Origin of the sequence: Dactylosporangium sp. NPDC005572, assembly GCF_040605515.1 — a bacterium.
Classification (GTDB): domain Bacteria; phylum Actinomycetota; class Actinomycetes; order Mycobacteriales; family Micromonosporaceae; genus Dactylosporangium.
Window position 1 is genome coordinate 1 of record NZ_JBEXCY010000067.1, and the last position, 22,631, is coordinate 22,631.

The window sequence follows — 22,631 nt, forward strand, 5'->3', positions numbered from 1 at the left end:
AGGGCGACCGCGGCACCCAGGACCACCACGCCGAGGCTCGCGAACGGCGCGAGCGTCGCGACCGTGGCCAGCACCGGCAGGAACGCCGACGCCGGCCGGAGGATATTACGCACCTGCTGAATAATCCGCCCTACCGGAATCGGGGTCAAGGGGTCCGTATAGTGAGGCGATCGACGATCCCGAACTGGCGGCCGCCCGGGCCGTGCGGCGGGCCACGCAGCGGCTCTCGCGGCGGCTTCAGGCGCAGCGCGCGCCCGACGGGCTCAGCCTGACCAAGATCAGCCTGCTCGGACACCTCGCGCGGCGGGGGCCCATGGCCGCCGGAGCGCTCGCCACGGCCGACCGGCTGCAGCCGCAGTCCGTCACCCGCGTGCTCGCCGAGCTGGAGCAGGCCGGGCACATCGAGCGGGTCGCCAACCCCACCGACCGGCGGCAGCGGGTGTTTTCGATCAGCGCCGCCGGGCGGGCGGCGCTGCGCGAGGACATGCGGTGGCGCGACGAGTGGCTGGCCTCGGCCATGCGGGCCGGGCTGAGCGACGCGGAGCGCGAGGTGATCGTGGCGGCGGCTGCGGTGCTGGAGCGGCTGGCCGACTCAGAGTGAGCGCGCCTCGGCGCCGATCGTCGTGTCGGTGCCGTGGCCGGTGTGGACGACCGTGTCCGCGGGCAGCGTCAACAGCCGGGTGCGAATCGAGTTGAGGATCGTGGGCTTGTCCGAAAATGATCGGCCCGTCGCGCCCGGCCCGCCCTGGAACAGGGTGTCGCCGGTGAAGACGACGCCGAGCGACGGCGCGAACAGGCTGACGGCTCCGGGGCTGTGGCCGGGCGTGTGCATGACCGTCAGCGCCACCCCACCGGCGGTGATCTCCTGGCCGTCCGTGAGGTGCGTGTCCGGCTCCAGGTCCGGGTACTTCATGTGCCACAGCATCAGGTCGTCGGCGTGCAGCAGGATCGGCGCGCCGGTGCGCAGGGCCAGCTCGGGGGCCGCGTCGATGTGGTCGTCGTGGCCGTGCGTGCAGACGATCGCCACGACTCGCCGGTGGCCGACGGCGTGCAGGATCGCGTTCGCGTCGTGGGCGGCGTCGATCACGACCACCTCGTCGTCGTCGCCGACGATCCACACGTTGTTGTCGACGTCGAAGGTCTCGCCGTCGAGCGAGAACGTCCCCGCCGTGACCACCCGGTCGATGCGCGCCATAGCCTTACCGTATGCGCTGCGCCCGGCCGGCGCTCACCCTTCGAGAGCGGCACGCCGCCGCTTCACGTACGGCAGCACGAACATGTACAGCCCGGTGACGAGCAGCAGCCCGAGCGGCAGCAGCGGCGTGAGCGTGATCCAGATCGCCGGCTCCTCCTGCCCGACCACGACGGCGGTGACGAGCACGACGCTCAGCGTGAACGCGATCGACGTCCAGCGGTGGAACTGCCGGATACCCTTGCTCCAGTTCATGGCGACCTCCCGGGTGTGTGTTCCGCAACCGGTTGCCACGCTAGGCGCGGTACTCCCACCGCCGCTTCTCGAATCCTGCGCGACCTCATCGCCGACCTCCGCGCGCGGAAGCCGTTCGTCTCGTCATGGCGCGGCGGAAGGCCGCACGCTCCTGTTCGGTGCTGCCACCCCAGATGCCGTGGCGTTCGCCGGCCGTGATGGCGTGGCGCGCGCACGGGCGGCGGACCGGGCAGGTCGCGCAGAAGGACTGGGCGCGGGTCACGGCCAGGCGGTCGTCCGGGTCCGGGTAGAACCAGGTCACGTCCAGGCCGCGGCAGGCCGCCTGGTCCCGCCACTCGTCCTGCGAAGATCGGCAGACAAAGCGCATGCTGCGCACGCTACTGACCGAGCATGCGTGCGACATCCGTACTTTGACTGCGGGGCGCGCCGGCTCGCCTGCCCCGGTGCTCCCGAACGTCAACCCGGCGGGATACGGGCTGGTCACGGCCCGGTAGGACTGCTGTAATCGGCCGATGACACGCGCACGCATCGGCTATCCCGACCTGCCGGTCCCCGTCCGGCTGGGCGTCGAGGACATCCTCGGCGGTCCCGTGGTCGCCGCGGTGTCGCAGTTCGGCGGCTTCTCCCCCGGCTCCGCGGACCGCGTCGTCACGGCGTCGGGCACCCGCGCCTTCGTGAAGGCGGTCAGCGGCGCCGCCAACGACGTGAGCCCGTCGATGCACCGGGCCGAGGCCCGCGTGACGGCGGCCCTGCCCGCGTCGACCCCGACCCCACGCCTGCTCGGCCTCTACGACGACGGCAGCTGGGTGGCGCTGGTCTTCGAGGACGCGGGCGGCCACCCGCCCGAGGTGCCGTGGCGCGCCGACGAACTGGAGGCGGTCCTGGACGCGCTGCGCCGGCTGCCGGTGCCGGTGACCGGCCTGCCGCCGCTCGCGTCGGTGGTGTCGTTCGGCGGCTGGCGCGACCTGGCCGCCGACCCGTTCCCGGACCTCGATCCGTGGGCCGCCGCCCGGCTGGACGAGCTGGCCGCCTGGGCCGACCGCGGCACGGCGGCCCTGGCGGGCGCCAGCCTGGTGCACGGCGACCTGCGCGCCGACAACGTGATCATCCGCGACGACGGTTCGGTGATGGTGGTCGACTGGCCGTTCGGCTCGGCCGGCCCGCCGTGGTTCGACACGCTGTCGCTGATCCTCAACGTCCGCCTGTACGGCGGCACCCTCTCCGACTCTGTGCTCGACCCGTTCGGGCCGGACCCGGACGCCGTGACGGGCTGCGTGGCCGGCCTGGCGGCGTTCTTCACCGACCAGGCCCGGCTGCCCGCGCCCCCGGGCCTGCCGACGCTGCGCAGGTTCCAGCACGACCAGTCGGTGGTCATGCTGGACTGGCTGCGCGAGCGGCTGCGCTGGACTCCGTGACCGGGTGACCGGCGCCCGCTCCGACCGGGTCAGCGCTCCAGCGTCGTGCCGGTCGCGACCGCGCCGAGCTTGTCGGGGTTGGCCACGTTGTGGATCTCCCGGATGCGCCCCTCGTCGTCCAGGTCGAAGGTCACCGTGGCGATCACGCGGCCCGCGCCCGTGAAGACGATGCCCGGGGCGCCGTTCAGGTCGACCAGGGCGGCGCCCATGTCGGCCGGGTCGACGCCCTCGTAGGGGCGGGTGGCGACCGCCGCGAACCACGTCGCCACGTGCTCGGCGCCGACCACCGGGCGCAGGGCCTGGCGGACCTTGCCGCCGCCGTCCGTCCACAGTGTCACGTCCGGGGCGAGCAGCTCCATCAATGCATTGAGATCGCCGCCCGTCGACGCGGCGAAGAACCGCTCGGTCACCTCCCGGTGGCGGCTGCGCGTCGCCGGGTACCGGGGCCGGCGGGTCCGCACGTGCTCGCGGGCCCGGTGGGCCGCCTGGCGGACGGTGTCCTCGGAGCGCTCGACCGCCGACGCGATCTCGCCGTAGCCGAACCCGAACGCCTCCTTCAGCACGAAGACCGCCCGCTCCAGGGGACTGAGCTGCTCCAGTACCACCAGCAGCGCCATCGACACCGAGTCCGCATCGACGGTCTCCGTGGTCGGCACCGGCTCCGGCAGCCAGGGCCCGACGTAGGTCTCCCGCCGCGCCTGCGCCGACCGCAGCCGGTCCATGGCCAGGTTCGACACGATCCGCACCAGGTACGAGCGGGGGTCCGCGACCTGCGAGCGGTCCGCCGACGACCAGCGCAGCCAGGCGTCCTGCACCGCGTCCTCGGCGTCGGCCGCCGAGCCGAGGACGCGGTACGCCACCGAGAACAGCAGGTTCCGGTGTTCGTCGAAGACACTCACCGGGTGTAGTTCCCGCCGCGCCGCCAGGCGAACATCCCCGACGCGGGCAGCTTGTAGGTGCGGGCGAACCCGGGCCACGGCGAAGCGCTCACCGTCTCCTTGTACCAGGCCGCGCGGCGGCCCGTGAGGTACATCCGCCGCGGGCTCCCGTCGGGGTGGGTGAACTGCACCACCGCGTCGCCCCGCCCCAGGCTGACCGGCGTGTGGAAGTAGCCGTAGCGGAACGGCCGCGGCGCCTTGCCGGCGAGCGCCCGCACGATCGTCGCGGCGGCGTGGACCCCGGTCGGCATGCCGCTCTGGCAGGTGCCGTGCATCATGCCGTACCGCTGGCGGATCGCGGCCGCGTCCCCGATCGCGTAGACGTCCGGGTGCGACACCGACCGCAGGTACGCGTCGGTCACGATGCGGCCGCGGTCGTCGACGGTGAGCCCCGCGGCGGCGGCGAGCGGCGCGACCCGGACCCCGCCGACCCAGAGCACGACGTCCGCGGCGAGGGTCTCGCCGCCGGCCAGCTCGACGCCGTGCGGCAGCACCTTGACGACGTCGGCACCGGAGCGGACCCGCACCCCGAGCCGGTCCAGGGCGGCGTCGAGGTGCCGGCGGGCGGCCGGGCCGAGCGCGGCGCCGGGCTCCTCGCGGGCGAGCAGCACGACGTCCAGCCCGGGGTGCCGCTCGGCGAGCTCGGCCGCCGCCTCGATGCCGGTGAGCCCGCCGCCGCACACCGCGACCGTCAGGTGCTCGCCGCTCGACAGGCGGTTCGCCAGTACCGTGGCCTCGGCCGGCCCGTCGAGGGTGAACGCGTGGTCGTCGGCGCCCGGCACCGCCCGCGTGTCGGTCACGCTCCCCAGCGCATAGACAAGGGTGTCGTACTGCACGACGCGCTCATCGTCGACGCGCACCGTGTGCGTTTCGGGGTCGATCCCGGTCACCCAGCCGGTCACCAGTTCGATGCCGGTGCCGCGCAGCAGGTCGGGGATGCGCAGGTCCTTGAGCTCCTGCCCGGAGGCGACCTGGTGCAGCCGCAGGCGCTCGGTGAAGCGCTCGCTCGCCGAGACGAGCGTGACCCGGACATCCTCCTTGCGCGTCCGGCCGGCGATGCTGACGGCGGCGGTCATTCCGGCGTACCCGGCGCCCAGTACCACGATCTCGTGCATGTCCGTTGCCCTTCCCGTGTCGTTCTTTGACGAACACGAGACGGATCGCTGCGGACCGAGCGTGAAGCGTGGTGGCGGGCGTCACACTCGTTGGCCGCCTCAGCAGGCGTCGGCGGCCTTCCGGTCGAACTCGGCGCGGCTCATGACGGTGTCGGTGCGCACCTGGTCGGGCCCGAGCCGGTCGAGGTCGGCGAGCGTGAAGTACAGCGGGGTCGGGGGCGGCTGCGCGAACACGTCGATGCGGTACACGACGCCGTCCTGGAACTCCACCTTCCCAGCGGACCCGGTCGGCGACGGCTGTGGCCCGGTCGACTTCGACGGCCGCGGCTGCAGGGCCGCCGACGACGACGCCTGCGCTGCCGGTGACTCGGGTGCCCGGACCTGGGCCGCCCAGCCTTCCGGGACGACGCCGAGCTCGATCGTCTCCGGGGCGCGGCTCGGCACGGTACGGTCGACGCGCCACAGGATGTCGCCGAACCGGTCCTTCGGGTCGGTGCGCAGCTGGAGGCCGGGCTGGTACTCCTTGCACAGCCGCAGGTGGACGACGGCCCGGCCGTCGGCGGTGCGGCCGAGCGCGAGCAGCGGCAGGGTCGGCTGCGGGCAGGCCGCGAGCGTGGACGCGGCCACGGCAAGGAGTGCGATCGAGGCGCCTCTACGGAGCATGGAGGCGATCCTGGCCTGCCGACCCCGACGCCACTGTCCGCGCATCGACACGCCGGGTGACTACGTTATGTCACCGCACTGGTACATTTCAGTCTCAGTCAGGCATCCGGACCGCGGCGCCGGTGACGGCGATGCCGGTGGTCGGGTCGGCGGGCAGGCCGACCGTGAGCAGGCTCGGGCGGCCCATGTCGGCGCCCTGGTGGATCGTCAGCGTGGCCGGGAGCTCGACCAGGGCCAGCTCGCGCAGGTAGCCGCCGAAGGCGGCGGCCGCGGCGCCGGTGGCCGGGTCCTCGTAGACGCCGCCGGGCGGGAACGGGTTGCGGGCGTGGAAGACCGTGGGCGACTCGCGCCAGACCAGGGCGACGGTCGTCCAGTCCTGCGCCGCCATCAGGTCGCGCAGCGCGGGCACGTCGTAGTCGAGGTCGGCCAGGCGCTCGCGGGTCGGCGCGGCGACGATCGGGTGCCAGGCGCCGGCGTACGCGGCCCGCAGCGGAAACGCCTCGTCGGTCGCGTCCCAGCGGAGGGCGCGCAGCAGCGCGGCGCGGACGTCGGCCGGGATCTCGCGGGTCGCCGGCGGGACGCTGCGCAGCGTCGCCGTGCCGGGCGTGGTGTCGACGTGGATGTCGCCGGCGTTCGCCCGGAGGTCGAGCGGGCCGGGGCCGAAGCGCTCGGCGTACGCCACGGCGGTCGCGATCGTCGCGTGCCCGCAGAACGGGACCTCGGCCAGCGGGCTGAAGTAGCGGATCCGGCCGCCGGGAAACAGGAACGCCGTCTCGGAGTAGCCGACCTCGGCCGCGATCGCCTGCATCCCGGTGTCGTCGAGGCCGGTCGCGTCGAGCACGACCCCGGCCGGGTTGCCTCCGGCCGGATCGGTGCTGAACGCGCTGTACCGCAGAATCTCCATGCCTCGACGCTAGGCGCGCCGGGCGGCACCAGTGCGGTCCAATCCGTTTCCGGTGGACCGCACCGGCCGGCACCTAGTTGGAGGTGATGGCGTGACCCTCGCCACCCTCGATGTGGGTCGCCTCCTGGAACGACGAGTCCAGCTGCTGGCGCAGGGCGTCGAGCTCGGAGAACTGGGCCTCGTGCGACGACTCGGAGCCCTCGGCGGCGAAGACGTGGTTCGAGTCGTACGAGTCGTTGCTGTAGTTCGTGAAGTTCTGCTCTTCGTAGTGCGTGCCGTCCGGGCTGTCGAACTCGACGGAGCTGCCCTGCTGGAAGTCGGTCGACTCAGCCGACACGGTGTCCTGCTCGTAGACGTTGAACTGCGAGTTGTAGTCGGCCTCGCTGCCCTCGGCCTGGTGCAGCTGGTCGAGCTCGGCGTGCTCCGCGCCGGCCTCCGCGTGACCGTACTCGAAGCCGGGGTCGTAGTCGCTCATGGTGATGGTCTCCCTCGGATGCGGGCTCGGGTGCTGTGACCGACGTTACGTTGCGCTCCGCCCCCTGGAATCCCCCGAACAGGCCACCCACCCGGCCCGGTAGAACCCCCTGGAACGCGGTCCGAACGGGCATCACGCTGCTATTCGGGCCCGCAGTGCGGTCTCCAGCCGGTGCTGGTCGGCCTCGGACAGCACGGCCATCGCGGCCGGGAACGCGTCGGTGAGGTCGACGAGCACGTCGAGGACGACCTCGTCCGCGAGCGCCTCGGGATCGCCGGGGCCGACCTTGGACCGGGCGCTGGCCAGCCGGGGCGGGTTCACCAGGCGCTCCGCGAGCCGGCGGAGCTCTTCCGGGCCGATGAAGGCGTGCGGATCCCAGGGCTGGCTCTCGCCATACCGAACCTCGTCGAACTCGGCGATCTTGACCTTGAGTGACGGGCGCTGCCCGGGCGGGACGGCGGCATCGGGCCGCAGGACGATGCCCTCGGCGTGGTTGCCGTCGATGGCGGGCAGGCGGTGGACGGCCGGCATCCGCGTCCGGAACCGGGCCGTTGTCGCGTCCACTGTGGACCGTGGGCCGCGGGCCAGCAGCGGGACCACGTCGACGCCGCTGCTGTCGGCGATCGCGGCAACGTCGTCATAGCGGACGAACACCTCCTCGGCGAGCACGTCGAACAGGGCGAAGCGTATGTCGGGGGCGTACCAGACACCGGTCTGCACCGGGCTCGCGCCGGGCACGGCCGGGACGTCGGGGTGCGGGTAGTGGCCGCCGTACAGCTCTCCGTAGAGCCGGACGGTGTGCTGCCCGGTGTGTTCGAGCGCGGCGGCGACGGCCCGCTCGAACGCCGGGCGGAGCAGCTGCCAGCCGAAGAACGCCTCGTCGGGCCGCAGCCATGCCTTGCGCTTGCCCACTTTGATCGCCGCTTCGGTACCGGCGATGACCACATTGGCGCCGTGGATCTTCTCGGTCGCGATCCACGGTCCCTGGGTGGCGACGGGCTGTCCACTGAGGATCTTCGGGTACGCGAGGTGCTCCACCGCCGCAGGTTAGTGCCGCGGTGGCGCTCGCGGCACGGCGTTTTCCTAGGGGCGTGTGGTGGCGAACCCGTAGTCGGGCAGGTCGAACGCGCCCGCCTTGGCGAACTGCCCGGCCAGGATCTGCCGCATCGGCCAGCGCAGCATCATCCGCATCGACATGGCCCGCATCCGGATCATCGCCCGCCCCTGCGGCGCGAACGCACCGATCCCGCCGGGCGGCAGCTCGGTGGCCGTGGCCACGTACTCGCGCAGCCGCTCCTGACAGGCGCCGAACGCCCCGATCCCGCGCGCCTGCGTCAGCTCGCCCGCGAGGACGTACGCTCCGACGAGGGCCAGGCTGGTGCCGAGCCCGGCGAGCGGCGACCCGCAGTACCCGGCGTCGCCGAGCAGCACCACCGCCCCACGTGACCACGTGTCCACCCGCACCTGGCTGATCGAGTCGAGCACGAAGTCGGGCGCCCCGGGCACCGCGGCGAGCAGCTCCGGCACCCGCCACCGCGCCGGCGCGAACCGCTCGGCCAGCCGCCGCCGCTGCTCACGCACCGGCGCCCGCTCGAGGCCGGGCTCGGTCGAGGTGAAGCTGAGGTACGCCTTGGCGATACCGTCACGCTCGGGCCGCAGCCCGGCGACGAGCCCGCCCGGCGCGTTGTACATGTACATCCAGTGGTCGAGGTCGCCGGGGTCGGGCACGCTGAACCAGGCCATGTAGGCGCCGAGCGGCCGCACGTAGTCGGCCTCGGGCCCGAACGCGATGGCCCGCACGCCGGAGTGCACCCCGTCGGCCCCGACCACGACGTCGAACCGCTCCCGCACCCCGTCGGCGAACTCGACGACCGCCCCGTCACCCGACTGGTCGATCGCGGTGACCCGGGTCCCGAAGCGATACTCCACGCGGTCGCGCGTGGCCTCGTAGAGCACCCGTCCGAGATCCCCTCGCATGATCTCGATCTCGGCCACGAACCCTTCGCCGCCGAACGCGTCGGCAGGCATCTCGGACGTCCGCCGCCCCCGATCGTCGACGGTGGCGACCCCGCGCTCGTCGAGCCGCAGGGCCATGACGTCGGGCATGAGCCCCATCCGCTCCACGACCCGCTTGGCCGCCCCACGGATGTCGACGGCCTGGCCACCGACGCGGGGCTGTCCGGCCCGCTCCACGACGGTGACGTCGATGCCGCCGAGCTGCAACCAGTGGGCCAGGGCAGGTCCGGCGATCCCGGCACCGGAAATGAGCACTCGCATGCGCTCGAAACTAGGCTTCCGGCGACCCGGGCGACGCGACGACTAGTACACCCAAGCCGCACGACCAGGCAGCAGTGCCTGGTGTACTAGTACGGTGACCGCCCCACGACCCGACGCCGACCCGCCGTACCTCCGCATCGCCGCCGACATCCGGCGCCAGATCGCCACCGGCGCCCTGCGCCCGGGCGATCGCGTCCCGTCGGCCCGGCAGATCACGAGGGACTGGGGCGTGGCGGTGGCGACGGCGACGAAGGCCCTGGCGGCACTGCGCCAGGCCGGCCTGACGAGGGTTGTACCGGGAGTCGGCACGGTGGTGTCCGGCGCTCCCACCGCCGCGCCGACGGCCAAGGGCCTGACCCGCACGGAGATCGTCACGGTGGCCACGAACCTGGCCGACGCGGAGGGCTTCGCCGCGGTCTCCCTGCGCCGCGTGGCCGCCGAACTGGGCATCGCCACGGCCACCCTGCGCCGCCACGTCACATCGGAGGACGAGCTGATCCTCCACATGATCGACGCCGCCTTCGCCTCCGCCCCGCTCCCATCCGCCCCGCCCCAGGGCTGGCGGCTGCGGCTGGAGATCGCGGGCCGCCGCCTGTGGACGCTGTTCCGCCGACACCCGTGGCTGGCCCCGACCCTGTCGTTGACCCGCCCGCAGCCTTCGGTGAACGGCGCGAAGTACCTGGAGTGGGTCCTGGCCGCCCTGGACGGCACCCCGCTCTCCCTGCACGACCGCATGTACATCCACCTGATGCTCTTCGGCTACGTCCGCGGCCTGGCCACCACGCTGGAACCCGAAGCCCAGGCCGAACGCGAGACAGGCATGACCGGCAACGAGTGGATGGACTCCGGCTTCGGCGACGCAGCAATCCCGCCGGACGTCCCGCTGTTCGAGCAACTGGTGGCCATGGAGGACTTCGAACTGGACGTGGACCGCCTGTTCGACTTCGGCCTGGCCCGCTTGCTGGACGGCCTGGCGGTCTTCATCACCCGCACGCCACGCTCAGCACCCCGCCCGTAGCCCCGTCGTCGGGGCATCGGCGGCGGGTGGGCGGCAGTATGGTGGCGCGCGTGGACGGGGAGCTTGCCGGTGAGGTGTACGAGGAGCTCGGGGAGATCTGGTGCCTCACGTTCGTGCGTGGGGTCGACGGTCGGGAGGCGCTGCGGAGGTTCGGGGCGTTTCCGGAGACCGTTGCGCCGCGGACGCTCGGCGAGCTCGGGGACATGAGGCTGTCGTTCGACGCCGGGTATCCCACCGTCGCCGCTGTTGCCGAAGTGGGTGGGTGGGCGGTCGTGCTCGAGCCCGACGGGTTTGAGGCGGCGCACACCTTGCTCGAGGCGGTGTCGGTCGGTAGTGAGGCGGTGTCGGTCCTTCGGCACGACTACGCCTCCGATCACTTCGGGCATGCGGTCGACGGTGTGCTCGTGACCGGGTTCGATCCCGGGTGGCCGGGTCGGCGGTGGGGGGTCGAGCCGGACCGGCATGGGGTGTTCAGCGAAGAGGACGACGAGCGGGACGCTGCCTGGGCGCTTGCGCTCGCGGGGCGGCTTGCCGGTGGGTTGCCCTCGCTGGGGGCGTTGGCGGAGCCGTGGTTGTCGGCGGAGTTCGATCCGTGGTTCACGCCCGCGCGGCCGACCGAGCGGCTGCGAGGGGAAGGCGCCGAACTGGCGGCGGCGGTTGCGAGCGCCGGGCCGGGCGAGCTGCGGGCGGTGGCGGTCGCCGAGGTGCGGCGGCTTGCGGGGCTGATTGGTGTTGCGGACGCGCCCGGGCTGGAGGAGGCGCTGCGGCAGGCGGGTGAGGAGCGGTTTCCGGGGGTGCCCGTCGACTCGGCGCTGGGTGGTGCCGTGCGTGGGTGGCTGCGGCTGGCCTCGCAGGCGTCCTGGTCGTTGAACGTCGACCAATATCGGATGAGTGAGGGCGAACGGCAACGCGGGTACCTGTTCGGCTGGTTCACCGCCGCGCTGCGTGGTGCGCTGGAGCCGGATCCGGTTGCCGGGGCGCACGCCGCGCTGAGCCCCCTGGTCAAGGGGCCGGCGTCGCTGAAGGATCCCGCCGCCCGCGCCGCCGCGATCGAGCGGCTGCGGGCCTGACCACGCCGCCGCCGCGGGCTGGTCACTGCGCCTGGACGTGGGACGTGTTCGGAAGTTGACAGTTGCAGGCGTGGACGGCGGGGCACTGCAACTGTGGCGCGATGAGTCACGTCCTGCGATCCGCAGCTCGACTCGGGCTTGCGGTCATGGTCGGCGCCGGCTTCTTTGCCGTGGCGGCGACACCCGCTCATGCCGCACCACCGGTGGCCACGCTCACCATGAGCGGTGAGATGCACTACGAGGCCGCGCTCAACCAGACGAACTACCTCCGCATCACCATCGCGGAGCCCGGCGTCTATCAGTTCCAGGACAGCTACCCGATCACGTTCAGCACGCCCGACGGCAGCACCTGCTGGTACCCGTACGCCCCGGCACAGACGACGGTCCGCTGCGAGCACTCGGCGTCGTTCCTCGACGTCAAGACGTACGACCTCAACGACACCATCGACAATCGGACCACCTCGAACATGCACGCGTTCGGTGGCGAGGGGAACGACACCATCCGACTCGGGGGTCACGTCACCGCCGCGGCGGCCGGCGACGCGGCCGGTGAGGGTGGCGACGACCTCATCTACTCCGGGCCCGGCGACGACTGGATCTCCGGGGGTCCCGGCGTGGACACCGTCTCGTACGTGGGGCGGACCGCGGCGATCACCGCTTCGCTGACCGCGGGCGGGGGCGGGGACCCGTTGACCGACGAGGAGGACGTCTACCTCGGCGGCAGCATCGAGAACCTCACCGGCGGCGGGGCCGGCGACACGCTGACCGGGAACGGTTCCAACAACGTGCTCGACGGCGGGTACTACACCACGCCCTGCCTCCCGACGCCCGGACCGCCGCTGTCCACGACCGCCGTGCTCGCGCCGCCGCCGTGCACGACGTACTCCGGCGACGACACGATCGACGGCGCCGGAGGCAACGACACGCTGAAGGGGCGGCAGGGCGCGGACTCCCTGCTCGGCGGGCCCGGCAACGACGTCATGTACGGCGACGCCGGCTACGACTACCTGTTCGGCGGCACCGGCACCAACGTCTGCTACCCGGGCACGGACGGCGCCCTGTCAGTGAACTGCTCACTGGCGTAGATCAGACCCGGGAGGCGGAGCCAGCAGCCGTACCGCTGCCTCCTCCGCCTCCCGGGCCGCGTCCACAAGGTCCGCCATCTCCGCGAACGACCCGTCGAGCCCCATAGCGGCCAGCGACGACCAGGACCGCCCGGACTCGCGGAACAGGCCCGCGGCGGACGACAACGCGGCAGCGCCGGTCACCACCGACGCCTCCTCCAGGAAGTCGGCGTACAGCGGGCGGGTCGCCGACGGCGCCGTGTACTGCTCCTCCAGGCACTCCCGCAGCCGCTGCGCGAAGAAGTCGCGGTCGGCGAACCGCCGGGGGAACGTCGTGCGCAGCTGCGCCGCGAAGCGGGTCATCCCGGCGAAGCCGAAGTTGGCGTCGAACGCGTTGCCCAGCACCGGGCCGGTGAGGTGCGCGACCGTGGTCGCGATCGCGGCCCGGACCGCCGACGCGAGCGGCACGGTGGGCGCCTCCCCGGTCACCACCAGCCGATGGTGCCGGCCCTTGCGGTGCGCGGACCAGGCGGCGGCGAAGTCGAGGGCGCCGACCGCGACAAGCGCAGCACCCCCGGAGTCGACCAGGAACGACGCGCCGGATTCGCCGGTGACGACCACGCCGTGCGGGTCGGTGTCCAACCGCGGCGGACCCGCGGCGATCGTGCAGTACACCGGAAGCCCCGAATCGAGCGTGGAACGCAACGCGGCCATGGCCGGGCGCGCGGAGGAGTTGTGGCCCTCGGTGAACGTCACGCCGAGGCGCCCGAGGGCGGCCGGGAGCCAGGGCTCCGGGTGGTGCTGGGCCACGATCGTGAGGATCGGTGGGGCGCCGCGGTACTCGAAGACGGCGGCCATGAACCCGATGCCCCCGGCCAGCCCGCAGGCCATCGCCTCGCTCAGCTCGATCCCGTTGCGGCGCAGCAGCCGCCGCAGGAGGGTGCTCGGGGCGTGGACGCCGCCGCCGCCGAGGGAGTAGCCGGGGGCGCGCGCGGCGAGCACGTGTCGCCGGGCGGTGGTGTAGGACTCGCCGGTGCGGGCGGCCCGCTCGCGGATGAGCTGCTTGCGTCGGTGCTGGTCGGTCATCGCGCTGCCTTGCCGGCGGCCGGGCCGCGTCCCCTGCCCACGCGACGGATGCGGCGGCCGCCTGCGAACGCGGACGAACCCGACGAGAAGCAACACCGCGACGGCATGGTGGCCACCTTCTCCCCCGCGTCGCCGGTGGGCGTGGGCCACCGGTCAGGGGGTACGGCGCACGGCGGCGCCACGACCAGCGTAGAGAAAGTCCCCACGGCCGTGCAACAGTCCGCGGCCCGGCAGCCGTCCTATCCCCGTGGACCAGGACGACCAGCGGGCGTTTCGCGAGTTCGTCGGCGCGCGGATGGCGTCGCTGCGCTCGCTGGCCTACGTGACCTGCGGCGACTGGCACGCCGCCGAGGACGCGGTCGCCAACGCTTTGATCAAGCTGTACGCGCGGTGGCGGCGGGTCGACCGGCCCGACCTCTACGCGCAGACGATGGTGTACCGCGCCGCCGTCGACGAGACCCGGCGGTCGTGGTGGCGGCGGGAGCGGCCGGCCGGCGACGCCATGCCCGACGTGGAGTCGGCCGACCCGGCGGGTGTCAGCGACGAGCGGATCAGGGTCCGGCAGGCCCTGATGGCGGTGCCGCCGGGCCAGCGGGCGGTGCTGTTCCTGCGCTACTACCAGGGACTCACCATCGAGGAGGCGGCCGACGTCCTGGGCTGCCACCCCGGGACCGTCAAGAGCCAGGCCGCGCGCGGCCTGGCCCGCCTGCGCGAACGCCTCAAGGACCTCAGTGAATCAGACGAGCTGGAGGAGCACGCCGATGCGTGTGTATAAGGTGGTGGAGCTGGCGACGTCAGACGCGCCGCCGCTGCGCCGATCGGTCGACGAGATCATCGAGCAGGGTGAGCGGGCCCGCCGGCGGCGCCGCACCGTGCTCGCGGCCGCGTCGGCGGCGGCCGCCGTGCTGGCCGTGGTCGGCCTCGCCGCCGTCGCCCGGCTGAGCGCGCCCCGCCAGCCGGAGCAGCTCACCCCGGCCGCCGGGCCGCTGCCGGACTTCCCGCAGCCGAGCGGCCCGTTCGAGTTCACCATCGCCGGCTATCAGGTGGGCCGCTTCAAGGTCAGCGCGCCGACCGGGGCGAGCGCCGCCTACCAGCGGGCCCCGGTCTACGCCGACGGCGCCACCACGAAGGTCGACGACACGACCGCTCCCGAGTCGGTCGCCGAGCTCGTGGTGTACCGCCCGGGCGCCTTCGCCGCCGACCGCCTCACGGACACGAGGCCGGCAACGGTCGCCGGGCGGGACGCACTGCAGCTCACGGCCGAGGGCCACCTGGTGCTCGCCTGGCAGTACACCACGGGCGCCTGGGCGACGCTGGAGACGCCGCAGGTCAGCATCGCGGAGCTCCAGGACATCGCCGCCGGCCTGCGGCCCGGCGAGCCGACCCCGGCGCGGGTCCCGTTCACGCTGTCCTACGTCCCGGCCGGCTACCGGGCCGTCGAGGTCACCTCCGGCGCCTACCCGGGCCCGCAGCTCGGCCTGGACCCGGCGTTCATGGCCAGGGGCGGCGCGCTCTTCGCGAACCCGCTGCCCGAGCCGCGCGACCTGACCGAGCCGTGGAACTACGGCTTCGGCCCGACGGGCGGCTTCACGATCAGCCTGATCCCGAACTCGCAGTCGAACTACCCGCTCAACCCGGGCGAGCCGAGGACCCCCCGGTGCCCGAGCGAGGCGCTCTGCCACGCCTGGAACGCGGACGGCTCGCTGCAGGTCGAGATCGTCGGCGACGGCCGGCTCCCGGACGCTGAGCTGCTGCGGATCCTGAACGGGCTCACGCTCGCCCCGTCGGTGCTCGCGCAGTGACCTAGGTCACTATCAGGTTTGACCGCTCATGATCTCGGAAACCTGAGCGACCTCGCCGGAACGCGCGGGGGGTGCGCGCGGCGGGACCGTGGGGGCGGGGTCGAAGGCAGGCGATCACAGCATCGCCCGCCCTCGGCCCCGCGGCACGTTCAGGCCGCAGGCGCGCGGGCGCGGCGCACCGCGAGCACGGCCACGTCGTCGGTCGGGGCCCGGTCGAACAGCAGCGCCGCCATCGCCTCGGCGCACATCACGTCGGCGGGAGCTGCCCGGACGGCACTCACCAGCTGGTCGAGGCCGTCGCTCAGCGCGCGGTCGCGCCGCTCGACCAGGCCGTCGGTGTAGAGGAACAGTGCCGTGCCGGGGGCCAGCGGCAGCCGGGTGTTGTGGCGCGGGGCGTCCGGATAGGCGCCCAGCGGCAGATCGGGCAACACCCTCGCGAGCGCCGACGACGGGTCGCTGACGATCGGCGGGAGGTGCCCGGCGCTCGACACGGTGACCGCGGCCAGGTCCGGGTCGAAGACGGCGTAGACGGCGGTCGCCATCGCGTCGGGCTCGAAGCGCTGGACCTTGCGGTCGAGGCGGGTCAGGACGTCGGCCGGGTCGTCGGTCTCCATCGCGTACGCGCGCAGGGCACTGCGGATGCGGCCCATGACGACCGCCGCGTGCAGGCCGTTGCCGGCGACGTCGCCGATCACGATGCCGACGTGCCCGGACGGGAGGTCGAACACGTCGTACCAGTCGCCGCCGACGCCGACCTCCGCACCCGGCACGTACCGGACGGCGAGGTCCAGGCCGGGCACGGCCTGCGGGCGGGCCGGCAGGAGGCTGCGCTGCAGGGCGAGCGCGGCCGCCCGGTCGAGCCGGGACATGCGGGCCTGGGTGGCCAGGCTGGCCCGGTCGGCGACCAGCTGGAGCAGCTCGACGTCGTCGCTGGTGAAGCGGCGCCGGCTGCGGGTGCCGACGTACAGCACGCCGATGACCCGGCCGCTGACGACCATCGGCACGCCGAGGACCGACTCGATGTGCTCGGCGAGCAGGACCGGGCTCACGACGTTGGTGTGGTCGACGTGCTCGATCGCGAACGGCTCGCCGCGCGCGGCGACGGTGCCGGAGAAGCCCCGCCCGACGGGCACCCGCACGCCGAGGTGGACCTCGCGCTCCAGGCCGCTCGCCGCGGTCGCGATGAGCTCGGTGCCGCTCGGGTCGACGAGCATGACCGCGGCGCTGTCGGCGCCCAACAGCTCGCGGGTGCGGGCGAGCAGCTCGGCGAGCAGGTCCTCGACGCCGAGCCGGGACAGTGCCGCGTCGGTGATCGTCTGCAGCCGGCGCAGCTTCTCGGCGCTGCCGTCGACCGGCGCGTCCGCCGTCACCGCCGCGGCTCCGACAGGTGCTCCCACACACCACCGAGGCGCAGGACGTCCAGCACGATGCCGGTCGCGTTGATCACCCGGTACCGCGGGTGCGCCCGACGCCCCTTGAGCAGCACGTTGATGCCGGCCGAGTCGATGAAGCCGAGGTCGGCGAGGTCCACGACGATCTCCTCGTGGCCCTCGCCGGCCGCGGCGACGGCCCGGGTGAGCTCGTCCGCGGTCGCCAGGTCGAGATCCCCCGCGACCCGCACGGTGAGCGTGTCACCGTCCCGGCGGGTCGAGACGGAGAAGGTCATCTTCGCCTCCCAAGTTGCGCAATCGGCCGATCGAGTGCCGAATCTATAGTGTTGGACGGGCGTGGGGGGTGCCCGCGCCGGATTTCACGTGGTGGATGAGACCTTTGGCCGACGAGTCGCACATACTCACGATGCCGCCGGTGACGGTGGACGGGGTCGCCGGTGTGCGCCGGTCGGTCGGTGCCGCCGCCCATCGGGCCGGGCTGCCGCCGGAGCGGGCCGACCTGTTCACGGTCGCGGTCAACGAGATCGTGATCAATGCCATCGAGCACGGCGGCGGCGTCGCCGACGTGACGATCATCGTCGTCGGGCCGCGCCTGACGGTCGAGGTGGGCGACCACGGCACGGCCGAGGCGGTGCTCGTCGTGCCCGGCGAGCCGCCGCCGGTCGACCAGCCGGGCGGCCGCGGTCTGTGGCTGGCCAGCCGCCTCTGCGACGAGCTCACGATCGAGCCCCGCAACCGCTCCGGAGGTACGGTCGTCCGCCTGACCACCGTCGCCCACCGCCAGCGGCACTAAGCTTCGTGCAGAAACTCCCAATTGTCCGATATTGGGGGCTAGCCCGCTGGCGCCCGACCCCGGATGCGCGACACACTTCGCGGTGTGGTGATCTCGCGACGGTGGGCGGCGTTCCTGGTCGGTGTGGGCGTATGGAGCTGGGTGATCTGGCCCCGCTTCGCGGTGGCGATCTGGAACGACGACCGGGCGTGGTCCGGCGACCGGCCGACCGCCTTCTTCTGGGTTCACGCCCTGCTGATCGTCGTGTCGCTCGCCCTGGGCACCGCGGTCGCGGTCCTGGGCGTCAAGGCCTGGCGCCGGGCGAGACCCTAGGAACTGCTCCGGCGCAGGCCGATCAGGACCATCACGAGCCCGACGCTGATCAACAGCGTCACCAGGAGGAGCCCGACGAAGCCGGTCCAGTTGTCGGGGTTGCGCAGGGCCTCGACGAACATCCATACCATCATGCCGAAGCTGGCCAGCCACGCGAAGCCGATGAAGACCAGCATCGCGTAGGCCTTGTCCCTGGTCACTGCTGCGGCTCCGTCCCGAACGTCGCGGGGACCTTCGGCACCAACGAGGTCGGGTCGCGCATGAACCGGTCCATGTCGAAGCCGGCGGGCTGGAACTCGCGCATGAGCGCCTGCCGCCGCTCCTCGGCCTGGTCCTCGGCCGCGTTGACCGCCTCGACCACGGCCTCGCCGAGGGTGAAGTTGTCGATCTCGCGGGTCGACCGGGGCGCGAAGTCGATCGCCACCAGGTTGCGGCCGCCGGTGACCACCGCGCGGACCCGGCCCTCGGCCGCGCTGCCGACGAACTCCTCCGTCGCCAGCCGGCGGATGCCCTCGGTGGCGCCCTCGATCATGCGGCCGAACTGGCTCATCATGTCGTCGATGTCGATCCGCGCCATCAGCGCAACTCCCTCATCTTCTCGCGCCAGTACGTCAGCACGTCGCCGCGCGGGGCCTGGCCCAGCTCGACCGCGCCGCCGGAGAGGTCGCTCAGCGTCTCCCGCAGCGCCTCGCCGATGTGGGCGCGGGCCGCGTTGATCGCCTCCATGCAGTGCGCGCCCAGCTCGTGGCTCGGGATGTCCCGGATCGCCCGCGCGGAGATCTCCATCTTGAGCAGCTTGCCGGTGCCCAGCACCACGGCCCGGATCGTGGCGGTGGAGTCGAGGCCCTCGTGCTCGGCCTCCCGCTGCGCGGTGATCCGGGACAGGAGGTCCTCCATCGCCGCGGCCGCCCGGCGCAGCTCCAGCTCCTCACCGGGGCCGGTGGAGCCCTTCGCTCCGGCGATCACCGCCTGGTACGGATTGGTCATGCCTGGACTTCCTTGTTCCAGTTCTCCGGGTTGATGATCAGGTCCCGCTGGTCGGCGCCGACCTTCGAGCTCTCCTTGACGACCTTGTCGCCCTCGAGCTTGAACCCGCGCTTGAGCTCCTCCAGCGCGGTGCCCATGGCGCTCGTCGCGGACCGCGTGCCGGTCATGAGCAGGATGATGGCGACCAGGCAGGCGGTGACGAACGCGACCCAGATGCCGATGATCGCCCATTTGATGGCGGGCGACACCGGGCCGGAGAGGTCGGCCGCCATGCAGGCGATGGCCGCCCCGGCCGTCGCGCCGGCCCACGCGAGGAAGATCTCCACCATGGCGTCGCCGACGCCGTTGCAGCCGTCGGACCCGCGCTCGGCCATCTCCTGGAGGGCGTTCAGCGGGGTCAGCACCTTGGTGGTGACGAAGCTCTTGAAGGCCTCGGAGCCGGCGCCCTTCCAGTACGGGTCGACCTCGCCGTTGAGCTGCTCGATCTCCCGCGCCATGTCCGCGAACGTGCCCGACAGCCCGGTCCACCCGTCGTCGGCCTCGTAGAACGGGCTCCAGGTGCGGATGTTCATGATCGCCACCGGCGTCACGTAGGCCATCGCCACCGCGCCGGCCCCCGACGGCTCCGCGGCGATGGCCAGCCAGCCGCCCAGCGCGATGATGATCGCGTCCAGGCCGGCCGTGCCGAGCGAGTCGCCGGTGGAGTAGACGCCACCGTCCCCCATATCGTCGTCCCCCTCAGTTCAGCGCGGTGTCGAACGCCCGGCCGTGCTCGGCTTCCATCGTCTTGTAGTGGTCGATGACCTTCTGCACGGCGGACGCCGCATCCCGGAGCGCGTCGGCGAGGGCGGCGCTCGCGTCACCGGCGGCGGTCTGCATGGTCGCGTAGGCGTCCGAGGCCCCGCCGTCGAGCACCGGGAACGCGCCACCGGGGATGGTCAGCCGAGCGATCTCGGCCTTGAGCTTGTTGTCGTAGGTGGACGCGATCTCATTCATCTTCGCCACCATCTGCGTCAGCTTCTCGACGTTCATCGAGTAGCCGCTCATCGCCACCGCCTCCCCGCGTGTCGGTCGTGACCGCCGGAGCTTACCCCACGAAGCCCACGGGGCAGCCCAGCCCGTCGGCGGCACGTCGATGCGCAGGACGAGGGGCACGTCGATGCGCAGGACGAGCGGCCGGAGGGGCGCGGAGGAACCCGCGCCCCTCCGGTGATCAGGTGGCGGTGCAGCTCACGGTCGGTGCGTTGTTGGATCCGGTCCAGGCGCCGTTGAAGCCGAAGCTCGTCGACTGGCCGGCCGACAGTTTGCCGTTGTAGCTGACGTTCGTGGCGGTGGAGACGCCGCCGCTGCTCGTGATGGTCGCGTTCCAGTACGACGTGATGGTCTGCCCGTTGGGCCACGTCAACCGGACCGTCCAGCCGTTCGTGCCGGAGGACCCGGCGGTCACGGTCACATTGGCGCCGAAGCCGCCCGCCCACTCGGACGTCTTGGCGTAGGTGGCAGAGCAGCCGCCGGCCGGCGGAGGGCTGCTGCTGGCGCTGCGCGACGGGGACGGCGAGGCGCTGGCGGACGCCGATCGCGACGGCGACGGCGACGCGCTGGCCGACGTCGACGGCGACGGGCCCGTACCACCGGTGAAGATCACGTCGCTGCAGATGTAGTACGACTGGTCGAGGTGACTGGCCTGCCAGATCGTGTACACGACGTGCCGTCCGGTGCGGCTGCCGGCGTTCACCTGGGCCTGGTACTGCGGCGCCGGCGCATAGCGGCCGGTCCGGTTGACCAGCTCCAGGTTCGCCCACGTCAGCGGCTGCGTGGTGGAGTCGAAGCCCTGCCTGGTGATGTAGATGAGCAGGTAGTCGGCGCCGTGCTGGGCCTGGTCGGTGAGCGTCAGCGTGAACTGGTTGGGCTTGGTCGAGGCCGTCCAGGTGCCGACCGTGTCGAGCGAGCCGTAGAAGCCGTTCTGCGTCCGGCCGCCGCTGCATAGCTGGCCGTCCGGGATCGCGGCCTGGTGGTTGCCGGCCACGCCCTCGCGATAGAGGCCGTTCCAGTTCCACATGGTGTTGGGGTTGGCCTGCCACGCCTGCCAGCACATCGGGTCGACGTTGGCCATGTTCGGGTTCTGGAAGTCGCTGCCCCAGCGGCTCCAGCAGCCCCAGTTGCGCGAGGCCGGGTCGGTGACGGAGCCGTGGGCGGACGCCGCGTCGGGCCGGCTGACGACCACGAGGGCGAGTGCGGCGACGAGGACACCGATCGCCGCGAGCCCGAACCGCACGGCGCGGGCGGATGAAAGATACATGGATGCTCCACTGATCGGGGTGCACGGAAGGCGCGGCGCCCCGGTCGCCGGAGCGCACACGCCGGTCACGCGGCCCCAGCATCTGGCTGGTTGCGCGTGGTGGTGCGGCTCCCGAATGCATCGTACCGCTTCGATGGCTACCGCAGCTTCGGCAGCCTTTGTGAGTGCTCGAGAACGCCCGCGAAGAGGTCGCCGCGCTCGGTCAACCGGGCGGGAAGCGTCCGGATGGTGAAGCCGTCGGGGCGCAGCGCCGGGTCGTCGAGCTCGTCCCACGCGATCGGCGCCGAAACGGGCGCATCGGCGGCCGGGCGCGGGCTGTACGGCGCGACGAGCGTCTTGTTGATCGCGTTCTGCGTGTAGTCCAGCCGCGCCCGCCCCGCGCGGTCGGCGCGCTCCCACTTCCAGCTGACAAGGTCCGGTACCACCGCACCCACCATCTTCGACAGCTCGGCCACCCACGCGCGGGTGGCGTCGAAGTCGGGGCCGCGGGCGATCGGCACCCAGATCTGGATGCCGCGCCGGCCGGTCACCTTCGGGTAGGCGGCGACGCCCAGGTGCTCGAACGCGGTGCGGTGCAGCCGCGCCAGGACCAGCACGTCCTCCCACGGCGTCTGCTCGCCGGGGTCGAGGTCGATCAGCGCGTACCCCGGGCGCTGCGGATCGTCCACCGTGGACGTCCACGGGTGCCACTCCAGGCCGCCGAAGTTCGCGGCCCACACCAGCGCCGCCGGTTCGTCGCCGACGAGGTACGTCGTCCCGTCGTACTCCCACCGCGGAAGCCAGGCCGGCGCGTGCGACGGCAGGTCCTTCTGCCAGAACCCCTTCGTCTCGGCCCCGTTCGGGAACCGGTGCAGGTTGAGCGCCCGGCCGGCCAGGTAGGGTCGCAGCGTCGGCGCGATCCAGGCCGCGTAGCGCAGCAGCTCCCGCTTGGTGACCGGCGGATCGCCGGGGAACAGCGGCTTGTCGAGGTTGGTGACCCTGAGGCGCCGCCCGAAGATCTCCCACGTGCCACCGGCCCCGAGCCGGTCGAGCGCGTCGAGCTCCGGCTCGCTCACCTTCAGCGCGACGGCGGCCCGGTCGGCCGGCCGGTCGGAGTGCCACTCCCGGTCCGGGTCGGCGGCGACCTCGTCGTTCGTGCGGCCGCTCAGCACCGAGCGCGGGTGCTCGTCGGGGTCCCAGCCGGTGACCGCGTGCTCGTCGCGCTTGTGCATGAGCAGCCACTCGTCGTTGCGGGTGCGCACGATGACGAACTTCCCGCGCAGCTTCTGCCCGTGCAGCTCGATGTGCAGCTCGCCGCCGGCGATCGCCGCGGCCGGGTCGGCGTCCTTGTACGCCACCCAGTCCCCCGCGTCCCAGACGATGACGTCACCGGCCCCGTACGTCCCGCCCGGGATCACCCCCTCGAAGTCGACGTACTCCATCGGGTGATCCTCGACGTGGAACGCGGCCCGCCGCACCGCCGGGTCGAGCGAGGGGCCCTTGGGCACGGCCCAGCTGACGAGCACCCCGCCGACCTCGAGCCGGAAGTCGTAGTGGGGCCGCCGCGCCCGATGCCGCTGCACGACGAACCGCATC

29 protein-coding genes are annotated in these 22,631 nt (G+C 72.7%); 9 read left to right on the forward strand and 20 right to left on the reverse strand.

Translation table 11 applies throughout. The annotated features are described in order from the left end of the window. Positions 1-202 precede the first annotated feature (202 nt). On the forward strand, positions 203-601 hold the full coding sequence (locus tag ABZS66_RS28465) for a MarR family transcriptional regulator (RefSeq protein ID WP_354762847.1): 399 nt from the start codon (positions 203-205) through the stop codon (positions 599-601). Here ABZS66_RS28465 and ABZS66_RS28470 read toward each other — a convergent pair. From ABZS66_RS28470 to ABZS66_RS28480, 3 genes are all read right to left on the reverse strand, one after another. After that, complete coding sequence (locus ABZS66_RS28470) at positions 593-1,195, reverse strand: MBL fold metallo-hydrolase (protein ID WP_354762849.1); 603 nt, start codon at positions 1,193-1,195, stop codon at positions 593-595. The genes ABZS66_RS28465 and ABZS66_RS28470 overlap by 9 nt on opposite strands. A gap of 33 nt (positions 1,196-1,228) precedes the next feature. Beyond that, entirely contained in the window at positions 1,229-1,447 is a 219-nt protein-coding gene (locus ABZS66_RS28475) for a hypothetical protein (RefSeq protein ID WP_354762851.1), read from the reverse strand. An 85-nt stretch (positions 1,448-1,532) separates the two neighbouring features. Then, the gene (locus tag ABZS66_RS28480; RefSeq protein ID WP_354762853.1) at positions 1,533-1,814 is read right to left on the reverse strand and encodes a WhiB family transcriptional regulator; all 282 of its coding nucleotides are present in this window, start codon (positions 1,812-1,814) and stop codon (positions 1,533-1,535) included. Positions 1,815-1,959: 145 nt separating this feature from the next. Here ABZS66_RS28480 and ABZS66_RS28485 point away from each other — a divergent pair, with 145 nt between their 5' ends. Beyond that, complete coding sequence (locus ABZS66_RS28485) at positions 1,960-2,862, forward strand: phosphotransferase (RefSeq protein WP_354762855.1); 903 nt, start codon at positions 1,960-1,962, stop codon at positions 2,860-2,862. A gap of 29 nt (positions 2,863-2,891) precedes the next feature. On the opposite strand, the gene ABZS66_RS28490 is transcribed toward ABZS66_RS28485, so the two are convergent. From ABZS66_RS28490 to ABZS66_RS28520, 7 genes are all read right to left on the reverse strand, one after another. Then, positions 2,892-3,761, reverse strand: a complete 870-nt coding sequence (locus tag ABZS66_RS28490; RefSeq protein ID WP_354762857.1) for an RNA polymerase sigma-70 factor — start codon at positions 3,759-3,761, stop codon at positions 2,892-2,894. Beyond that, positions 3,758-4,915 (reverse strand): FAD-dependent oxidoreductase, encoded by a 1,158-nt coding sequence (locus ABZS66_RS28495; protein WP_354762859.1) that lies wholly within the window; start codon positions 4,913-4,915, stop codon positions 3,758-3,760. The genes ABZS66_RS28490 and ABZS66_RS28495 overlap by 4 nt, the downstream gene beginning before the upstream one ends. Positions 4,916-5,014: 99 nt before the next feature. Beyond that, positions 5,015-5,578 (reverse strand): hypothetical protein, encoded by a 564-nt coding sequence (locus ABZS66_RS28500; protein ID WP_354762861.1) that lies wholly within the window; start codon positions 5,576-5,578, stop codon positions 5,015-5,017. A gap of 94 nt (positions 5,579-5,672) precedes the next feature. Further along, on the reverse strand, positions 5,673-6,482 hold the full coding sequence (locus ABZS66_RS28505; RefSeq protein ID WP_354762863.1) for a PhzF family phenazine biosynthesis isomerase: 810 nt from the start codon (positions 6,480-6,482) through the stop codon (positions 5,673-5,675). 73 nt (positions 6,483-6,555) lie between these two features. Further along, the gene (locus ABZS66_RS28510) at positions 6,556-6,957 is read right to left on the reverse strand and encodes a hypothetical protein (protein ID WP_354762865.1); all 402 of its coding nucleotides are present in this window, start codon (positions 6,955-6,957) and stop codon (positions 6,556-6,558) included. 132 nt (positions 6,958-7,089) lie between these two features. Beyond that, complete coding sequence (locus tag ABZS66_RS28515; protein WP_354762867.1) at positions 7,090-7,995, reverse strand: RNA ligase family protein; 906 nt, start codon at positions 7,993-7,995, stop codon at positions 7,090-7,092. Between the two features lie 45 nt (positions 7,996-8,040). Beyond that, complete coding sequence (locus ABZS66_RS28520) at positions 8,041-9,234, reverse strand: FAD-dependent monooxygenase (protein WP_354762868.1); 1,194 nt, start codon at positions 9,232-9,234, stop codon at positions 8,041-8,043. Between the two features lie 94 nt (positions 9,235-9,328). On the opposite strand from ABZS66_RS28520, the gene ABZS66_RS28525 reads away from it, so the two are divergent. The 3 genes from ABZS66_RS28525 (at position 9,329) to ABZS66_RS28535 (ending at position 12,407) form a co-directional block, all read left to right on the forward strand. After that, positions 9,329-10,252 (forward strand): TetR/AcrR family transcriptional regulator C-terminal domain-containing protein, encoded by a 924-nt coding sequence (locus ABZS66_RS28525; protein WP_354762869.1) that lies wholly within the window; start codon positions 9,329-9,331, stop codon positions 10,250-10,252. Between the two features lie 50 nt (positions 10,253-10,302). Beyond that, positions 10,303-11,322: a DUF6461 domain-containing protein gene (locus ABZS66_RS28530; RefSeq protein ID WP_354762870.1), complete on the forward strand. Its 1,020-nt coding sequence runs from the start codon at positions 10,303-10,305 to the stop codon at positions 11,320-11,322. A 218-nt stretch (positions 11,323-11,540) separates the two neighbouring features. Then, positions 11,541-12,407: a calcium-binding protein gene (locus ABZS66_RS28535; protein ID WP_354762872.1), complete on the forward strand. Its 867-nt coding sequence runs from the start codon at positions 11,541-11,543 to the stop codon at positions 12,405-12,407. Here ABZS66_RS28535 and ABZS66_RS28540 read toward each other — a convergent pair. Continuing rightward, entirely contained in the window at positions 12,396-13,472 is a 1,077-nt protein-coding gene (locus ABZS66_RS28540; protein ID WP_354762874.1) for a DUF4872 domain-containing protein, read from the reverse strand. The two genes, ABZS66_RS28535 and ABZS66_RS28540, sit on opposite strands and share 12 nt — an antisense overlap. A 247-nt stretch (positions 13,473-13,719) precedes the next feature. Between ABZS66_RS28540 and ABZS66_RS28545 the strand changes: the two genes are divergently transcribed. Both ABZS66_RS28545 and ABZS66_RS28550 read left to right on the forward strand, forming a co-directional pair. After that, positions 13,720-14,247, forward strand: coding sequence for a SigE family RNA polymerase sigma factor (locus tag ABZS66_RS28545; protein WP_354762876.1), 528 nt, complete (start codon positions 13,720-13,722; stop codon positions 14,245-14,247). Further along, complete coding sequence (locus ABZS66_RS28550) at positions 14,234-15,274, forward strand: hypothetical protein (RefSeq protein WP_354762878.1); 1,041 nt, start codon at positions 14,234-14,236, stop codon at positions 15,272-15,274. The genes ABZS66_RS28545 and ABZS66_RS28550 overlap by 14 nt, the downstream gene beginning before the upstream one ends. A gap of 149 nt (positions 15,275-15,423) precedes the next feature. Here ABZS66_RS28550 and ABZS66_RS28555 read toward each other — a convergent pair whose 3' ends face one another. Together ABZS66_RS28555 and ABZS66_RS28560 are read right to left on the reverse strand one after the other, a co-directional pair. Then, positions 15,424-16,644, reverse strand: a complete 1,221-nt coding sequence (locus tag ABZS66_RS28555; RefSeq protein ID WP_354762880.1) for a GAF domain-containing SpoIIE family protein phosphatase — start codon at positions 16,642-16,644, stop codon at positions 15,424-15,426. Further along, a complete protein-coding gene (locus ABZS66_RS28560; protein WP_354762882.1) occupies positions 16,641-16,940 on the reverse strand; it encodes an STAS domain-containing protein in 300 nt (99 codons plus the stop codon). Before ABZS66_RS28560 ends, ABZS66_RS28555 begins: the two co-directional genes overlap by 4 nt. 140 nt (positions 16,941-17,080) lie before the next feature. On the opposite strand from ABZS66_RS28560, the gene ABZS66_RS28565 reads away from it, so the two are divergent. Then, positions 17,081-17,458, forward strand: coding sequence for an ATP-binding protein (locus ABZS66_RS28565; RefSeq protein ID WP_354762884.1), 378 nt, complete (start codon positions 17,081-17,083; stop codon positions 17,456-17,458). A gap of 84 nt (positions 17,459-17,542) precedes the next feature. After that, the gene (locus tag ABZS66_RS28570) at positions 17,543-17,770 is read left to right on the forward strand and encodes a hypothetical protein (RefSeq protein ID WP_354762886.1); all 228 of its coding nucleotides are present in this window, start codon (positions 17,543-17,545) and stop codon (positions 17,768-17,770) included. Here ABZS66_RS28570 and ABZS66_RS28575 read toward each other — a convergent pair. The 7 genes from ABZS66_RS28575 to ABZS66_RS28605 form a co-directional block, all read right to left on the reverse strand. Further along, positions 17,767-17,970, reverse strand: coding sequence for a hypothetical protein (locus ABZS66_RS28575; protein ID WP_354762888.1), 204 nt, complete (start codon positions 17,968-17,970; stop codon positions 17,767-17,769). The genes ABZS66_RS28570 and ABZS66_RS28575 overlap by 4 nt on opposite strands. After that, a complete protein-coding gene (locus tag ABZS66_RS28580) occupies positions 17,967-18,347 on the reverse strand; it encodes a YbaB/EbfC family nucleoid-associated protein (protein ID WP_354762890.1) in 381 nt (126 codons plus the stop codon). The genes ABZS66_RS28575 and ABZS66_RS28580 overlap by 4 nt, the downstream gene beginning before the upstream one ends. After that, positions 18,347-18,757 (reverse strand): YbaB/EbfC family nucleoid-associated protein, encoded by a 411-nt coding sequence (locus ABZS66_RS28585; protein WP_354762892.1) that lies wholly within the window; start codon positions 18,755-18,757, stop codon positions 18,347-18,349. Before ABZS66_RS28585 ends, ABZS66_RS28580 begins: the two co-directional genes overlap by 1 nt. Beyond that, entirely contained in the window at positions 18,754-19,482 is a 729-nt protein-coding gene (locus ABZS66_RS28590) for a hypothetical protein (protein WP_354762894.1), read from the reverse strand. Before ABZS66_RS28590 ends, ABZS66_RS28585 begins: the two co-directional genes overlap by 4 nt. A gap of 13 nt (positions 19,483-19,495) precedes the next feature. Continuing rightward, complete coding sequence (locus tag ABZS66_RS28595; RefSeq protein ID WP_354762896.1) at positions 19,496-19,804, reverse strand: hypothetical protein; 309 nt, start codon at positions 19,802-19,804, stop codon at positions 19,496-19,498. Positions 19,805-19,970: 166 nt separating this feature from the next. After that, entirely contained in the window at positions 19,971-21,056 is a 1,086-nt protein-coding gene (locus tag ABZS66_RS28600; protein ID WP_354762898.1) for a lytic polysaccharide monooxygenase, read from the reverse strand. Positions 21,057-21,193: 137 nt separating this feature from the next. Beyond that, on the reverse strand, positions 21,194-22,630 hold the full coding sequence (locus ABZS66_RS28605) for a DNA polymerase ligase N-terminal domain-containing protein (protein ID WP_354762900.1): 1,437 nt from the start codon (positions 22,628-22,630) through the stop codon (positions 21,194-21,196). Position 22,631 lies beyond the last annotated feature (1 nt).

What these genes read in the sequence shown, in the direction of transcription:
- ABZS66_RS28470 (WP_354762849.1), bottom strand. Translation starts at nt 1,195, where the DNA reads ATGGCGCGCATCGACCGGGTGGTCACGGCGGGGACGTTCTCGCTCGAC.
- ABZS66_RS28475 (WP_354762851.1), bottom strand. Translation starts at nt 1,447, where the DNA reads ATGAACTGGAGCAAGGGTATCCGGCAGTTCCACCGCTGGACGTCGATC.
- ABZS66_RS28480 (WP_354762853.1), bottom strand. Translation starts at nt 1,814, where the DNA reads ATGCGCTTTGTCTGCCGATCTTCGCAGGACGAGTGGCGGGACCAGGCG.
- ABZS66_RS28485 (WP_354762855.1), top strand. Translation starts at nt 1,960, where the DNA reads ATGACACGCGCACGCATCGGCTATCCCGACCTGCCGGTCCCCGTCCGG.
- ABZS66_RS28495 (WP_354762859.1), bottom strand. Translation starts at nt 4,915, where the DNA reads ATGCACGAGATCGTGGTACTGGGCGCCGGGTACGCCGGAATGACCGCC.
- ABZS66_RS28500 (WP_354762861.1), bottom strand. Translation starts at nt 5,578, where the DNA reads ATGCTCCGTAGAGGCGCCTCGATCGCACTCCTTGCCGTGGCCGCGTCC.
- ABZS66_RS28505 (WP_354762863.1), bottom strand. Translation starts at nt 6,482, where the DNA reads ATGGAGATTCTGCGGTACAGCGCGTTCAGCACCGATCCGGCCGGAGGC.
- ABZS66_RS28510 (WP_354762865.1), bottom strand. Translation starts at nt 6,957, where the DNA reads ATGAGCGACTACGACCCCGGCTTCGAGTACGGTCACGCGGAGGCCGGC.
- ABZS66_RS28520 (WP_354762868.1), bottom strand. Translation starts at nt 9,234, where the DNA reads ATGCGAGTGCTCATTTCCGGTGCCGGGATCGCCGGACCTGCCCTGGCC.
- ABZS66_RS28535 (WP_354762872.1), top strand. Translation starts at nt 11,541, where the DNA reads ATGAGCGGTGAGATGCACTACGAGGCCGCGCTCAACCAGACGAACTAC.
- ABZS66_RS28540 (WP_354762874.1), bottom strand. Translation starts at nt 13,472, where the DNA reads ATGACCGACCAGCACCGACGCAAGCAGCTCATCCGCGAGCGGGCCGCC.
- ABZS66_RS28550 (WP_354762878.1), top strand. Translation starts at nt 14,234, where the DNA reads ATGCGTGTGTATAAGGTGGTGGAGCTGGCGACGTCAGACGCGCCGCCG.
- ABZS66_RS28560 (WP_354762882.1), bottom strand. Translation starts at nt 16,940, where the DNA reads ATGACCTTCTCCGTCTCGACCCGCCGGGACGGTGACACGCTCACCGTG.
- ABZS66_RS28580 (WP_354762890.1), bottom strand. Translation starts at nt 18,347, where the DNA reads ATGGCGCGGATCGACATCGACGACATGATGAGCCAGTTCGGCCGCATG.
- ABZS66_RS28585 (WP_354762892.1), bottom strand. Translation starts at nt 18,757, where the DNA reads ATGACCAATCCGTACCAGGCGGTGATCGCCGGAGCGAAGGGCTCCACC.
- ABZS66_RS28590 (WP_354762894.1), bottom strand. Translation starts at nt 19,482, where the DNA reads ATGGGGGACGGTGGCGTCTACTCCACCGGCGACTCGCTCGGCACGGCC.
- ABZS66_RS28595 (WP_354762896.1), bottom strand. Translation starts at nt 19,804, where the DNA reads ATGAGCGGCTACTCGATGAACGTCGAGAAGCTGACGCAGATGGTGGCG.
- ABZS66_RS28600 (WP_354762898.1), bottom strand. Translation starts at nt 21,056, where the DNA reads ATGTATCTTTCATCCGCCCGCGCCGTGCGGTTCGGGCTCGCGGCGATC.
- ABZS66_RS28605 (WP_354762900.1), bottom strand. Translation starts at nt 22,630, where the DNA reads ATGCGGTTCGTCGTGCAGCGGCATCGGGCGCGGCGGCCCCACTACGAC.